Source organism: Spirillospora sp. NPDC029432, from assembly GCF_040703975.1.
Lineage (GTDB): Bacteria > Actinomycetota > Actinomycetes > Streptosporangiales > Streptosporangiaceae > Spirillospora.
Genome location: NZ_JBEZWH010000005.1, coordinates 18,588 through 32,330 on the forward strand (window position 1 = coordinate 18,588; position 13,743 = coordinate 32,330).

The window sequence follows — 13,743 nt, forward strand, 5'->3', positions numbered from 1 at the left end:
TGCTCGATAATGTTTTGCCTGCGCAGCGGGCGCGAGCCTAGGCTCGCTCGCCGTGCAAGCGATTACCGAACGTGACCTGCGATCCTGCTTCGTCAACTGCTCCAAGGGCGACGCCAGGCGGCTCAGCCTTCCCAAGGACTTCGCGGAGTCCCCCTGGGACGACCTCGACTTCCTCGGCTGGCGTGATGAGAAGGCCCCCGACCGGGCCTACCTGGTCGCCGAGACGGGCGGCCGGCTCACCGGGATAGCGCTTCGATTGGCGTCTGCGCCCGGTAGGGCGCGCGGGTTCAACTCGTCCAGTCTGTGCTCGGTCTGCCAGACCGTGCACACGGGCGGCGGGGTCGCTTTGATGAGCGCACGGCGCAGTGGCGAGGCCGGCAAGCAGGGCAACACCGTCGGACGGTACCTGTGCGCCGACCTGGCCTGTTCCCTATACGTACGGGGCAAGAAGCAGACCCTGCTGGGCAATGGCCGCGACGATGGTTTTCCTCTTGAGGAGAAGGTGGCGCGGATCAAGGCGAATCTGGACGCCTTCGTCGCCTCGGTCGTCGCCTGAAGGGCCGATGGTGGGCGGAGTGTGGTTCGCCGAACCGGGTTCAGAAGTGCGTGTACGAGTGTGAATCCTGCCGTGCGTACCAGTCCTTCAGAATGCTCGACTCGATCCCGCCGGTGAGGAGCGAGTGGAGGAAGGCCACGGTTCCCAGGTCGAAGAACTCCCAGAGGTGGTCCTCGCCTTGCTGCAGCGCGATCGTCCATGAGGCGGAGGGGACCGCGCTGGGGACGACCCAGTAGAGGAACTCCGCGGCGGGCGTGCTCGCCCAGCAGATCAGCCTGGTGCCGGGGGCGGACAGCCGGGGCGGTCTGGGGAAGTCGGGGTCGCCCTCGGCCCAGAACTCTTCGGCGTCTTCCGCGCGGAGGAGTCCTTCGGTCAGCAGGTCGTAGGCGGCGGGCACCGCGCCCGGCTCGAACACGGTGAGGTCCCGGTCGAGGGTGCCGCCCCCGTGAGCGTCGATCAGTTCGATGTAATCGGGCGGTGGCATGGCTCCCAGCGTCGCGGCCGCCGCCGGCCAGTCATATCGGCGTGTGGCGGCGCCCATATCGACGAGGCTTGCGAGCTTGGCGAGTTCGGTCATCGTTCCTCTTCCGCGGTGGGGCATATCGTCGCAGACGATGTGGCGTCCTTGGCCAATTCGGCGGCTTTGTGGCAACGCGTTGTCGCTGGTGCGTGCTTGGGTGTCGTCATGGATGGTGAGCAGGTTCCGGCCGCCGTGGCCAGACTCATGCAGATGGATCGCGATGGTCTAATGTGCGAGGAGGAGGGGCATTCGCTCGGGCATGTGTGCCTGCCGGTCTCCGGCGGCGTGGACGGTCTGGCGAAAGTGCTCACCGAGCGCTACGCCGGCCCGTTCCCCTGGGCCGATGGGTTGGGGGAATTGCCCCCGCGGGGGCGCGCCTGGGTTTGGGACGCGCGGGTGGTCGTGCTCGGTCAAGAGGTGGACGGCCGGGCCGTCGTGGCCGTCGCGGAGCGTGATCTGCCGGACCCGGGCGAGTTGCCTGCGGAGATGCCATGGGTGGAACGGCTGGTCGCGATCACCGCGGGGACGGTGCCCGAGGTGCCCGCGCCGGACTGGGCGGCGGTGGAGTCGCGCCTGGGCGTTCCGCTGCCGGGCGACTACAAGCGGCTCGTCGAGACGTTCGGGTGCGACGGGCTGTTCGACGAGTTCCTCCGGGTCTTCACCCCGGAGGAGCTGATCTGGCATACCGAGCTCTACGCCGGGATCGTGCCGGGAGGCGAGCATCCTCCGCCCTTCCCGGATCCCGGCGGCGTGATCCCCTGGTCGGACAACGAGAACGAGGAGCGGTTCTTCTGGATCACCGAGGGGCCGGATCCCGACCGCTGGCCCGTCTACGCCCTGGACAGTCTCAACGCGGGGAGCCGGTTCGAGTGCACGGCGGCGGAGTTCCTGTTCCGCCAGATGACCGATCCGGACCACCCGCTCACCACCACGTCGGATTTCCGCGGGCACTGGTTCGCGAGGACGCGCCGCTGAAGGGTTCGTCGGTCAGAGGGTGTTCGGCTCGAAGAAGCCGCGTACGTACGGGTCGGGGAGGGCCGCCAGGTCGCCGGTCCCGCCCGTGGCGGTGACCTGGCCGCGACGCATGAGGACCAGCCGGTCGGCGACGCCGGTGGCGGTGAGCATGGGGATGTCGTGCGTGATCACCAGGACGGCGGCGCCGGCGTCGGCGTACCGGCGGAGGGTCGTCCACACCCCGTACGCGGTCTCGGTGTCGAGGGAGCCGGCCGGTTCGTCGGCGATGAGGACGCCGGGCTCGGGCAGGAGCGCGGCGGCGAGCGCGGCGCGCTGGATCTGGCCGCCGGAATGCTGGTTCGGGTAGAGGTCGAACAGCTCGGTGGGGTAGTGGGCCGCGGCGCACGCGCGGTCGAGGCTCCAGCGCCGCTCCAGCCGGCGCAGCTGCGCGCCTACGGTCTCTGTGGAGTCGAATGCCGTGACGCCCTCTTGGGGGACCAGCCCGATGGTGCGGCCGCGCAGGCGCCGCCACTGAGACCGGTCCTGTACGGGCGAACCGTCGACGAGTACCTGGCCGGTGCTGCGGGCCGTCTCCGGCAGCACGCCGGCGAGGGCCGCGGCGGCCATGGACTTGCCGCATCCGGATTCGCCGATGAGAGCGGTGAGGCGGCCTGCCGGGACGGCGAGGTTCACCGTGTCGAGAACCGTCTCGTTCCACCGGCCCGTGTCGATGTGGACGGTCAGGTCGCGGAGTTCGATCACCGTCCCATCATGCACCGAGCCGGCCGAGGGCCTCGGCCAGTTCGGTGGCGGTATCGGCGATCACCTTGTCGTCGTGGGGGACCTTGGCGTTCCGGTTGGTGAGGACGGACATGATGATCGGCCTGGTGGCTCCGGGCGGCCAGACGATCGCGGTGTCGTTCGCGGTGCCGAAGTTGCTCGCGCCGCCGGTGCCGGTCTTGTCGCCGACCGTCCAGGTCGGGGGGAGGCCGGCCTTGATGCGCTTGGTGCCGGAGAGGGAGCCGCGGAGCCAGCCGACCAGGCGCCGCCGGTCCCGGGCGTCGAGGGCGTCGCCCGTGGTGATCCGGGAGAAGGAGCCCGCGGCGGCCGCGGGAGTGGTGGTGTCGGGCTTCTCGCCGGGCGCCCAGCCGGTGAGGTACGGCTCGTAGCGGTCGAGCCGGCTCACGCCGTCCCCCAGCGAACGGAAGTACCGGGTCAGCCCGGCCGGGCCGCCGATCTGCCTCAGCAGCATGTTGCCCGCGAGGCCGTCGCTCTTGGTGATCCCCGCGCGGCAGAGCTGGGCGGGGGTCATGCCGGTGTCGGTGTACTCCTTGGTCTCCGGCGAGTTCTCCAGCACCTCCTCGGGCTTCCAGCGCACCACGCGGTCGAGGAGGCCGGGGTCGGTGTCGCGCGCCTTGCGCATGACCGCGGCGCACGCGTAAACCTTGAACATCGAGTTGAACGGGAAGCGCCCGTGCGCCCGGTAGCCGACGGCCTTGCCCGTGCCGAGGTCGATCGCCACGGCGCCGATGCGCCCGTCGTACGAGGATTCGAGCGCCCGCAGCGCCTTCGCGAGGCCGGCATGCGCCGCGAACCGGACGGCGGGGGCGGCGGGCTTCGCGGCGCCCGCCGTGGCGGCCGGGGCGCTCGTTCCGCAGGCCGAGGCGATCAGGGCGGACGCCGTCAGCGCCGCGGCGCCCAGCCGGGTGCGCGGGCGGGAATCAGCTCTCATGCGCAGAGCACAGCAGAGATCAACTGGCCGCGTCCAATAGCGATACGCATGGGCGATCGATATTGCGGCGGATATGGCCCCAAGGTGTCACGTTCGCGCGGGCCGTGTCGTCTTCCCTGTGGAAGCGCTCAACGGCAAGGAGGACATCATGGAGGCTCGGCTCGACTTCATGCGCAGCGGCGTCGCGGCGAAGATCATGAAGCATGTCGCCGCGGCGGCGGGCGTGCTGGCGAACTCGGGGCTGCCGGTGGCGACGCAGCACCTGGTGGAGATCCGCGCCAGCCAGATCAACGGCTGCGGGTTCTGCGTCGACATGCACACCAAGGAGGCGGCGCACGCCGGGGAGACCCCGCTGCGGCTCAACATGGTCGCGGCCTGGCGGGAGGCGACGGTCTTCACGGACGCGGAGCGGGCCGCGCTGGAGCTCACCGAGCAGGGCACCCGCATCGCCGACGCGGCCGGCGGGGTCACCGACGAGGCGTGGGCGAACGCGGCCGAGCACTACGACGAGGAGCAGCTCGCGGCGCTCGTGTCCGCCATCGCCATCATCAACGCCTTCAACCGGATGAACGTCATCGTCCGCCAGCCCGCGGGGGACTACGTGCCCGGGCAGTGGGGGTAGCGGGCCGGTTCGGGGGCCGGGGGAGCGTGCCGACGCTCCCCCGGGCGGTCACTCCTCGCCGGAGAAGCGTTCCCACGCGGACTGGCGGGTGACGCCGAGGGCCTCGCCGATCCGGCTCCAGGTGACGCCGCGCCGGCGCAGTTCCCGCACCCACGAGCGCAGGTCGGCCTCGGCCTCGTCGATGTGCGCGGCGACGCGCGGGATGTGGCCCAGCATCTCGGCGTCCGACAGGGGCTCCCAGGCGGGCGGGCGCGGTCCCGGGGGCGCCGCGGGGCTGCCGTCGATGATCGATGAGGCCAGGGCGACGCACTCGTCGCAGATCTGCACGCCGGCGCCGGCGACCAGCTTGCCGACCTCGGCGTCGGGCTTGCCGCAGAAGGAGCAGCGGACGAGTTCGGGCAGGGTGTCGGGCGAGGTCACGGCGCCCTCCTTCGCTGTCAGGATGTGCCTGACAGGCTAAGTTGCCAGGGATGCCCTGACAACGGCCTGGCGCATTCCGGCCAGGCGGTTCGCGTGGCGGGGAGGGCGCCGGGCGGAACGGGATGGTCTGCCGTAGATTGCGGGTGATGAGCGTGCGTCTGCGGCCGGTCGCGGCGGAGGACCTGGACGAGTTCGTCGCGCTGGCGAAGGCCAGCGCGCGGCTGCACCATCCCTGGGTGAACGTGCCGACGACGCCGGAGGCGTTCGGCGAGTACGTGGCCAGGTTCGACGGGGTCGAGGCCGTGGGGTTCCTGGTGTGCTCGGGCGACGACATCGCCGGATTCGTGACGATCAGCCGGATCGAGCGGGCGCCGTACGAGAAGGGCGTGCTCGGGTACGGGGCGTTCGTCCCGCACGAGGGGCGCGGCCTCATGGCCGAGGGCGTCGCGCTCGCGGTGCGGTACGGGTTCGAGCGGCTCGGGCTGCACCGGCTGGAGGCCGACATCCAGCCGGGGAACGAGGCGTCGCTGCGGCTGGCGCGGCGGGTCGGGCTGCGCAAGGAGGGGTTCTCGCCGGAGCTGATCCGGATCGACGGGATCTGGCGCGATCACGAACGATGGGCGATCATTAACCCGAGGGTTTAGCGATCTTGACTATGCGTGATAAGCCGACGAGGGCCAGACCCTGCGCAGTGCCGCGCTCGGATCCCACCCCTGGGGAGGTCGATTCAGCGTGGCCAGCGATGCCGGGAACGGGACGGCCGAATGGCCGGACACGCTCGACGTGCGGAGCCTGCTGGAACGCGGCTGGCGCCCGACGCCGTTCCGCGAGTTCATCCTGAAGGTCCACAGCCGCTGCAACCTGGCCTGCGACTACTGCTACATGTACGAGATGGCCGACCAGGGGTGGCGCCGCCAGCCGCGGCGGATGAGCCGCCCCATCGTCGAGCTGACGGCGCGGCGGATCGCCGAGCACGCCGAGTCCAACCTGCTGCGCCGGGTGGACGTGGTGCTGCACGGCGGCGAGCCGCTGCTGGCGGGGGTCGAGCATCTGCGCCATGTCGCGACCACGCTCCGGTCCGCCATGCCGGACATCGAGGTGGGCCTGCACGTGCAGACGAACGGCGTCCTCATCGACGACCCGTTCCTGGAGCTGTTCGACGAGCTGGACATCGTGATCGGCGTCAGCATGGACGGCGACGAGGACGGTCACGACCTGCACCGGCGGCGCGCCGACGGTCGGGGCAGCTACCAGTCCGTGCGGGCGGGCATCGACGCGCTGACCCGGCCCGCGTACCGGCGGCTGTACGGCGGCATCCTCAGCACCATCGACCTGCGCAACGACCCCGTGCGGACGTACGAGTCGCTGCTGGAGTCCGGGCCGCCCGCGATCGACTTCCTGCTCCCGCACGGCAACTGGGACACGCCCCCGCCCGGGCGGCCGCAGGACGCGACGACGCCGTACGGGGACTGGCTCATCGCCGTGTTCGACCGCTGGTACGGCGCCGAGGTCCGGGAGACGCGGATCCGCCTCTTCAGCGAGATCATCCGGCTGCTGCTGGGGAAGCGCTCGTACGGCGAGTCGGTGGGCCTGGCGCCGGTCTCGCTGGTGGTCGTGGAGACCAACGGCCGGATCGAGCAGGTGGACACGCTGAAGTCGTCGTACGACGGGGCGGCCGGGACGGCCCTGCACGTGTCGCGCGACCCGTTCGACGCGGCGCTGATGCTCCCGCCGATCGTGGCGCGGCAGATCGGGGAACGCGCCATGGGCCCGCGCTGCCGGACATGCCGGATCCGCCGGGTGTGCGGCGGGGGTCACTACCCGCACCGGTACCGGTCGGGCAGCGGCTTCCTCAACTCGTCCGTCTACTGCCACGACCTGTACCGGCTCATCACCCACATCCACCGGGTGGTGTCCGCGGACGTGCGGGGCCTGCGGAACCGTTAGATCGGCGGCGGGTCGAAGTCGGCGTCCAGGTGGCGCCCCTCCTGGAAGACCTTGACGTCGGGGTGGTCGGAGCCGAGCGTGCGCGTGTAGGCGGCCTCGGTCTCCTTGTAGAGCTTCTCCGCCTCCTCCTTCTCGCCGATGGCGCGCAGGTCGGCGGAGAGGTTGGCGGTGCAGGACAGCGTCAGCGGGTGCTCCGGCCCGAGGACGGCGCGCAGCCGGCGCGACGTGCCGCGCCCGAGGCTGACGGCGTCGCCGTACTCGCCGAGCGCGGCCAGGTCACTGGCCAGGTTGGTGGCCACGGTGAGGGTGTAGTGGTGGTCGCGGCCGAGGGACTCGTCCAGGCCGGCCAGGGCCTCCTCGTTGAGCCGCCGCGCGGTGACCGGGTCGTTCTGCACCCGGTACATGATCGCGAGGTTGCCCGTGCAGCCGTGGTTGTACGGGTGGGCCGGGCCGTAGATCCGCGGGTAGCGCCGCACGGTGTCCTCGGCGAGCTCGACGGCGGCGTCGCTCTCCCCGACCGTGCGCAGCAGGTTGGCCAGGCACATCGCGGCGGCCAGCGTGTCGGGATGGTCGAGGTCGAACTGCCGGACGCAGCGCGCGTGGACGTCCTCGGCCAGCTCCCTGGCCCGGTCGAGGTCGGGGGCGCGCCGCCAGGCGATGGACAGGTCCCGGCCGGTGCGCAGCGTCCGGTTGTGCTCGGGCCCGAACTCCTCGACCGCGTAGGCGTACGCGTCCTCGCCGAGGTCGCAGGCCTCCGCGTAGTCGCCGCAGAGCCGGACGGCGCGGGCGAGGCCGCTCCACACGTTCAGCAGCGTGAGCTTGTCGACGGCGGTGGGGTCGAAGGACAGGCAGAGCTGGTACGCCTCGCCGAGCCGGTCGCGGGAGCCGACGTAGTCGCTGCTGAGGCCGAGGTCGAGCGCGAGGTTGTTGACGGTGCGGATGGTCCGCACGTCCTCGGCCCCGTACTTCTCCTCGAACCGCCGCAGCAGGTCCTCGTCCTGCTCCCGCGCCTGCTGGAAGCGGCCCTCGGCGCGCAGGTCGGCGCAGAAGCCGCGCAGGAAGCGCAGCGACAGGTCGTCGTCGCGGCCCAGCACCCGCTCGGCGGTGGGCAGGTACTTGCGGCTCAGTTTCGCGGACTCGTCGTACGACCCCAGCTCGCGGAGCGTGTTGCTCTGTTCGAGGCGCAGCGACAGGACGTCGGGGTGCTCCTCGCCGGAGGTCGCGGTCCAGTCGTCGAGGAACGTGTCGATGAGCGTCCGGGCGGAGGCGAAGTCACCGGACGCCGCCAGGTAGCGGACGATGTTGAGGCAGGTCTCTCGGGCCTCGGGCAGCTCGCTGAAGCCGATGCCGGACGGCGTGATGTGCCCGAGCAGGGACGAGTAGCGGTCCCAGTTGCCGGGTTCGAGGGGGTCGGCGGGAGCGTATCCGGCCAGCAGGCGGTGCACCTGGTCGCGCATCCGCTCCTGCTCCGCCTCCGACAGCTGCTCGCGCATCAGGGCCTGGATCAGCCGGTGGATCTGGAGGGTACGGCCGGGGATGTCGAGGCGCGCCAGCGCGTACCGGCCGAGTTCGCCGACCACCCGGCTCAGCCTGATGGGGTCGCCGATCAGCGTGGAGAGCCGCTCGTCGAGCGGGACGCGCGGCTGGCTGAACGCGTCCCGCGGGATCGGCTCGGGGCCGAAGAACGCGCAGCACCGCAGCAGCTCGATGGCCTCGGGGAGCTTCTCGTTCAGGCTGGCCACCGACAGCCCCCAGGCGGCGGTCATCGACACCGGGTACTCGCTGGGCTTGCCCTCGGCGAGCAGCTGGGAGGTGCGCTCGCGCAGCAGGTCCAGGTACTGCCCGACGCCCATCCCGGTCTCGGCCTGGAGGGCGCCCGCCTGCTCCAGCGCCAGCGGGAGGTCGCCCAGCTCGTCGGCGAGCCGGCCGGCGTCGTCGGGGTCGATGCCCTTGGGGACGCGCTTCTTGAGGAACTCGACGCTCTCCTTGCGGGAGAAGACGTCCACCGCGACCGTGTCCACGACGCCTTCCCAGCGGTGGTTGCGGGATGTGATCAGGACGTGGCCGGGGCCGTGCGGGATGATGTCGTGCAGGTCCTCGGGCTGGTCGGCGTTGTCGAAGATCAGCAGCCAGCGGTCGTACGGCTCGCCGCGGCGCAGCGCCTCCAGCACCGCCTTGGCCGCGTCCTCGACGCCGCTGGCGGTGGCGGGCGGCAGGCCGAGGGACGGCGCCAGGCTCGCCAGCGAGGCGCGGACGAGGACGGGCTGATCGGCGGGGATCCACCAGACGACCTCGTACTCGGACCGGTAGCGGTAGGCGTACTCGACGGCCATCTGGGTCTTGCCGACGCCGCCCATTCCGTGCAGCGCGTGCGGGACGACCGCGGTGACCTGGCCCGCGATGCCGGCGCGCAATCGGTCGAGCAGTTCCTGGCGGCCGGTGAAGTTCTTGTTCCGCTGGGGGACCCGGCCCCACACCTCGGGCACACGCCCCGCCGGTCGCGCCGCTCCTGGGCGTGGACTGCTCATCCGGCACACCTCCGTCACTAACGGCACGGGGCCGTTGGTGAGTTTCCGTTCTGCTGGCCTTTCCGGCAACCCTTCCATATCTCTGTCGCAACGAAAACATGCGCAAGTCAGAATGACTGTGTCGCGTGACTCACGGCGGCGGTTCTCCGGGATTCGGTCAGCAGCGAATTCGCTTTTCAGTGATCCACAACTCGGATATGGACGAAACCGGTCACCGGTGAAAGAATCACATCGGCGCGGCATGGCGCGACACCCATCGCGACGGTGCGATGTGCTCAGGTACACGGCGGCCGCCGAAGATCCGGCGGCCCGGCGCTCGACCGGGAGATTGCATGACTCAGCAGGCCACCGACCCGCGACCCGACCTGGACCCGATCGACACCTCCGAACTCCGCGGGGCCGATCTGGCCAGGTTCCCGGGGTCCGCGCTGATGCGCGCGCTGGCGGAGATCATCGACCCGCTGCGGTCGCCCACCGACCCGCCGAGCGGTTTCGGAAACAACCTCAGCGGCTGACCGGAACGCCCGGCCCGGGCCGTACTACTCTGGTCGGACCAGAGTCTTCCCGAAGTCCGGTGCGCCGGCCGGGGAGAATCCGCGCGGAGGTCGTCCGGTGATCACCAATTCCGTAGCCGAAGGCACCTCGCCCTTTGCCGGTGACCGGCCGTTCGGCCGCGGCGACGACCACCTTTTCCACGGCCGCCGGCGGGAGTCCGAGGACGTCGTCCGGCTGTGGCGCGACAACCGGCTGACGGTGCTGCACGGCGGCGCCGGCGCCGGCAAGACCTCCCTGGTCTGCGCCGGCGCGATGCCGCTGCTCGACTCCGCGGGCGAGCGCGTGCTGCGCCCGGGACGCATCTGGCGGCGCAACGCGGTCCCGGCGGCCGCGTTCCCCGAGCAGAACCTCTTCACGTTCGCGCTGCTCTCGTCCTGGTACCCGGACGAGCCCGCGCCCGGCGTCGCCGGCCGCACCGTCCTCGGCTTCCTGCGCCGCCAGGGCGGGCGGGGCGGCCGCGGCCTGCCGGTCCGGACGTTCGCCGCGATCGACGACGCCGAGCTGCTCGTCCGCGACCCGGTCGCGCACCGGGAGCAGCGCCGCCGCTTCATCGGCCAGCTCGCGGAGGCGATGGCCGCCGAACCCAACCTGCACCTGCTGCTCGCGGTGCGCGAGGAGTACCTGGACGAGGTCCGCGCGCTCGCCGCCCGCCTGGCCGAGGGGCGCAGCGCCTGCCACCCGCTCGCCGCGCTCGACCGCGACGCCGCGTCCGAGGCGGTGCGCGGCCCGTTCGAGCGCACCGGCCGGCGCGTCGAGCGGCGCACCGCCGACTCCCTGGCCGACGAGCTCAGAACCGTCCGGACGCCCCCGCACGGCGGCGTACGGCGCATCCCGGCCGTCTCCCCGGTGCTCCTCCAGCTGGTCTGCGACCGCCTGTGGGCCGACCTGCCCGCCGAGAGCGGCGCCGACCCGGACGAGCCCGGCATGGACGCGGTACGGGCGTGGCAGCAGCCCCGGCCGGAGGACGGCGTTGTGGGCGAGGTCGGCGGGGTGGGCGAGGACGGCTCGCGCGACCCCGGCGCGGACGATGCCGGGGGCTGGTCCGGTCCGGACGGCGAGGCCGGGCGCGCGGGGCCGGTGCGCGAGCCGGAGGCGGAGTCCGAGGCCGGCGGGGGACGGTCGTTCGCGGCCGGGGTCGACCGGGTGCTGGCCGAGTACTGCGGGCAGGCGCTGGCCACGGTCGCGTCCGATCACCGGATGGTGCCGCGCGAGCTCGTCTCCTGGTTCCGGGCGGCGTTCGGCGATCCGGCCGGCGGGGGCGTGCCGCGGTCCGATCCCGGCGTGCCGGACGCGGTGCTGCGCGCGCTGGAGGACGCCCACCTGATCAGGGTGCACCGGCGCGCCGGGGAGCGCCGGTACGAGCTGCACCATCCCCGGCTGCTGCCGGTGATCGGGATGCTGGCCGACCGGCCGGGGCCCGCGCGCCGGCGGGAGCCCGCCGAACGGCTGCGCGCGGCCGAGCGCGCGCTGTGCGAGGGGGCGGCCGAGCTCGCCTGGCACCACGCCAAGGTGGTCGTCCGCACGCAGGGCAAGAACGATCCGCGCGTGCTGGCGCGGGCGCACCGGCTGCTCGGGAACATCGCCTACGAGTACGACCGGCGGGAGACCGCGGCCGAGTGCTACCGCGCGGCGGCGCGCCTCTTCGAGGTCGTCCAGGACACCCGCGCCGTGGGGCTCCTGCTGGCGGCCGCGGCGCGGATCGTGATGGAGGACGGCGCGGCCGGCGCGGTCAGCGAGCTGCACGCCGCCGCCAACCGGTCGCCGCACGACCTGGTGGTGCAGACGGCGCTGGGCCGGGCGCTGTGGCAGGCCGGCCAGCCGGGCGCGGCGCTGGCCGTGCTGGACGCGGTGCTCCAGCGGGACGGCGACATGCCGGAGGCGCTGCGCACCCGCGGCGAGATCCTCGCCGCGAGGGCCGACGGTTGAAGCGGACCTCTCGGGGCAGGTGAAGCGAGAAGGCCGCCGGGGAGATCGGGCGCCGCGCGACGCTCCGGGGCCGGGGGCGCGGTTCTTCCTGACCGGTACGTGAGCACGGCCTGGCGCGATCCGGCATGCCGTCTTCCGCGAAACATCATGGAAGAGCCGGAGTCTTCGGTAACATGCGCTCGGAGTGCGTAAAGCGACCCGACCCGTCGTCCGGCTGAGCGCCAAAAGCAAATCTCAGCCTGTCACGGGTCTTTGTTTTGCGGCCGTCCGCACAGTCCGGTCCGCGGTTTACCGATGTTGGCGGTGTGTTGATCGGGTCCTGGTCACCATGCGTTCTCGGTGGGCCTCCTGGCAGGTGAAATTGTCCATCGTTCTAGTGATTGCGCAGTAGCCGATGTCACGGGCTCCATGGGAACGCGACTTCAGGCTGCTGTGGCGGGGATCGGTGGTCGCCCAGTTCGGCGCCGTCGGAGCAGGGACGGCCAGTCCGCTGCTCGCGCTCTCGCTGAACGGATCGCCGGTCTCGGCGGGCTGGGTGTCGGCGGCCGCGGCGCTGCCGGGCCTGCTGTTCCACCTGCCGGCCGGGTGGCTGGCCGACCGCGCCGACCGCCGGTCGATCATGTGGGTGAGCCAGATCGTCCGGTGCGTGTCGGCGGGGATGTTCGTCGCCGGTTTCTGGCTGCTCGGCGGGCCGCCGTGGCTGCTGGTGGCGGGCGTGACCGTGGCGGGCACGTGCGCGGTGTTCTTCGGGATCGCGGAAAGCGCCGCGGTCCGCGACATCGTTTATGGAATCAATCAGGAAACCCCGAAAAACCCCCAAAGCGCTCAAGCGGGGACGGCCGGGAGAGAAAGTGATCTCCGGCAGAGCGAAGAGGCCGAACGCTCCGCCGTACGCAAGGCCGCGATGGCCCGCCACGAGGCGCGGCACCATATCGCCCAGTTCGTCGGCCGGCCCCTGGGCGGCCTCCTATTCGGCGCCCAGCATCTGCTGCCCTATCTGGTCGACGCGCTGACCGCCCTCTACTCGCTGCGCATGATGTCGAGAATGCGCACCGGGGAATTCGAGCCGGCGTACCGCAACGGCGCCCGCCGCGCGCGGCGCGGGCGTCCCCGGCGGGCGCGCGGCCGGATCCGGGACGGCCTGGCCCACCTGTTCCGCGACCGCTTCCTCTGCGCGGTCATCGTGATCTGCGCGATCGCCAACTTCTTCTTCCAGATGGTCGTCCTGCTGCTGGTGGTCACGGCCGAGGAGCGCGGGATCTCCAGCTCGCTCACCGGCCTCTTCCTGGCCGCGTCCGGCGTCGGCGGGCTGGTGGGCGCCCTGGTCGCGCCGCGGATGCTGCGCAGGTACGGGCCGCCGGTCATCGTCGTGGGCTGCGTGTGGAGCTGGCTGCTGCTGGTCGGCGTGGTGGCGGTGGCCGATCACCCGATGATCGGGCTCGTCGCCTGGGGCTGCTGCAGCATCATGGGCGCCCATGTGAACGTGGCGCTGGAGGTCCACAAGGGCGCCACCGTCCCGCGCGACCTCCAGGGCCAGATCAGCGGGGTCACCGGGTTCGTCACCGGCGGCGCCATCCCGCTCGGCGCGCTGAGCGCCGGGTACGTCATCGAGGAGCTGAACCCGGAGACCACGGCCGTGCTCGTCACCTGCGTGATGGGCGCCCTCGCCGCGGTGTCGTCGCTCCCGCTGCTGCCGAGGCTCTTCCGCCGCCGCGCGGCCGCCGCAGCGTCCGTACCGGCGGTACGCGCCGACGGAGATCACGCGGATGCCGGAAATGTGTCCCGTGACACTGGACCGGCGCTCGCCCCATGGCCTAATCCTGTTGGCAGGCAGGGACACGGGCAGGCACCGGTCGCGGGCGCGGCGGCCGGATCCGGTCACTCCCCGGTGGGCGCGCGCGCCGTTCCGTGATGATCGGAAGCGGCGGGGCGCCGTTCGCGCCGGGCCTGCCGGCCCGCCCGCTCTCGACAGGAGGAACCGCG

General features: G+C 72.0%; 13 protein-coding genes. 8 read left to right on the forward strand and 5 right to left on the reverse strand.

The window, feature by feature from the left end:
• Window positions 1–52: 52 nt before the first annotated feature.
• Window positions 53–556, forward strand: coding sequence for an FBP domain-containing protein (locus AB0881_RS05180; protein WP_366614369.1), 504 nt, complete (start codon window positions 53–55; stop codon window positions 554–556).
• A 40-nt stretch (window positions 557–596) separates the two neighbouring features.
• Here the strand turns inward: AB0881_RS05180 and AB0881_RS05185 are convergent, their stop codons facing one another.
• A complete protein-coding gene (locus tag AB0881_RS05185; protein WP_366614371.1) occupies window positions 597–1,040 on the reverse strand; it encodes a hypothetical protein in 444 nt (147 codons plus the stop codon).
• On the opposite strand from AB0881_RS05185, the gene AB0881_RS05190 reads away from it, so the two are divergent.
• The gene (locus tag AB0881_RS05190) at window positions 1,002–2,051 is read left to right on the forward strand and encodes a hypothetical protein (protein ID WP_366614373.1); all 1,050 of its coding nucleotides are present in this window, start codon (window positions 1,002–1,004) and stop codon (window positions 2,049–2,051) included. The genes AB0881_RS05185 and AB0881_RS05190 overlap by 39 nt on opposite strands.
• A gap of 12 nt (window positions 2,052–2,063) precedes the next feature.
• Here the strand turns inward: AB0881_RS05190 and AB0881_RS05195 are convergent, their stop codons facing one another.
• Together AB0881_RS05195 and bla are read right to left on the reverse strand one after the other, a co-directional pair.
• Complete coding sequence (locus AB0881_RS05195) at window positions 2,064–2,792, reverse strand: ATP-binding cassette domain-containing protein (RefSeq protein WP_366614375.1); 729 nt, start codon at window positions 2,790–2,792, stop codon at window positions 2,064–2,066.
• A 7-nt stretch (window positions 2,793–2,799) separates the two neighbouring features.
• Window positions 2,800–3,762, reverse strand: coding sequence for a class A beta-lactamase (bla, locus tag AB0881_RS05200; protein WP_366614377.1), 963 nt, complete (start codon window positions 3,760–3,762; stop codon window positions 2,800–2,802).
• 148 nt (window positions 3,763–3,910) lie between these two features.
• Between bla and AB0881_RS05205 the strand changes: the two genes are divergently transcribed.
• Window positions 3,911–4,384, forward strand: a complete 474-nt coding sequence (locus AB0881_RS05205) for a carboxymuconolactone decarboxylase family protein (protein WP_366614379.1) — start codon at window positions 3,911–3,913, stop codon at window positions 4,382–4,384.
• 48 nt (window positions 4,385–4,432) lie between these two features.
• Here the strand turns inward: AB0881_RS05205 and AB0881_RS05210 are convergent, their stop codons facing one another.
• On the reverse strand, window positions 4,433–4,804 hold the full coding sequence (locus AB0881_RS05210) for a ClpX C4-type zinc finger protein (RefSeq protein ID WP_366614380.1): 372 nt from the start codon (window positions 4,802–4,804) through the stop codon (window positions 4,433–4,435).
• 146 nt (window positions 4,805–4,950) lie between these two features.
• On the opposite strand from AB0881_RS05210, the gene AB0881_RS05215 reads away from it, so the two are divergent.
• Window positions 4,951–5,448, forward strand: coding sequence for a GNAT family N-acetyltransferase (locus AB0881_RS05215; RefSeq protein WP_366614381.1), 498 nt, complete (start codon window positions 4,951–4,953; stop codon window positions 5,446–5,448).
• 88 nt (window positions 5,449–5,536) lie between these two features.
• Window positions 5,537–6,751, forward strand: a complete 1,215-nt coding sequence (locus AB0881_RS05220) for an FxsB family cyclophane-forming radical SAM/SPASM peptide maturase (RefSeq protein WP_366614383.1) — start codon at window positions 5,537–5,539, stop codon at window positions 6,749–6,751.
• Here AB0881_RS05220 and fxsT read toward each other — a convergent pair.
• Complete coding sequence (gene fxsT, locus AB0881_RS05225) at window positions 6,748–9,279, reverse strand: FxSxx-COOH system tetratricopeptide repeat protein (protein WP_366614384.1); 2,532 nt, start codon at window positions 9,277–9,279, stop codon at window positions 6,748–6,750. The genes AB0881_RS05220 and fxsT overlap by 4 nt on opposite strands.
• 332 nt (window positions 9,280–9,611) lie before the next feature.
• Here fxsT and AB0881_RS05230 point away from each other — a divergent pair, with 332 nt between their 5' ends.
• The 3 genes from AB0881_RS05230 (at window position 9,612) to AB0881_RS05240 (ending at window position 13,672) form a co-directional block, all read left to right on the forward strand.
• A complete protein-coding gene (locus AB0881_RS05230) occupies window positions 9,612–9,794 on the forward strand; it encodes a hypothetical protein (RefSeq protein WP_366614385.1) in 183 nt (60 codons plus the stop codon).
• 97 nt (window positions 9,795–9,891) lie between these two features.
• A complete protein-coding gene (locus tag AB0881_RS05235; protein ID WP_366614386.1) occupies window positions 9,892–11,760 on the forward strand; it encodes a tetratricopeptide repeat protein in 1,869 nt (622 codons plus the stop codon).
• Window positions 11,761–12,154: 394 nt separating this feature from the next.
• Complete coding sequence (locus AB0881_RS05240) at window positions 12,155–13,672, forward strand: MFS transporter (protein WP_366614388.1); 1,518 nt, start codon at window positions 12,155–12,157, stop codon at window positions 13,670–13,672.
• The last annotated feature ends 71 nt before the right edge of the window (window positions 13,673–13,743 follow it).

Coding starts and splice junctions, on each gene's coding strand:
- AB0881_RS05215 (WP_366614381.1), top strand. CDS start 4,951: ATGAGCGTGCGTCTGCGGCCGGTCGCGGCGGAGGACCTGGACGAGTTC.
- fxsT (WP_366614384.1), bottom strand. CDS start 9,279: ATGAGCAGTCCACGCCCAGGAGCGGCGCGACCGGCGGGGCGTGTGCCC.
- bla (WP_366614377.1), bottom strand. CDS start 3,762: ATGAGAGCTGATTCCCGCCCGCGCACCCGGCTGGGCGCCGCGGCGCTG.
- AB0881_RS05205 (WP_366614379.1), top strand. CDS start 3,911: ATGGAGGCTCGGCTCGACTTCATGCGCAGCGGCGTCGCGGCGAAGATC.
- AB0881_RS05230 (WP_366614385.1), top strand. CDS start 9,612: ATGACTCAGCAGGCCACCGACCCGCGACCCGACCTGGACCCGATCGAC.
- AB0881_RS05240 (WP_366614388.1), top strand. CDS start 12,155: ATGTCACGGGCTCCATGGGAACGCGACTTCAGGCTGCTGTGGCGGGGA.
- AB0881_RS05185 (WP_366614371.1), bottom strand. CDS start 1,040: ATGCCACCGCCCGATTACATCGAACTGATCGACGCTCACGGGGGCGGC.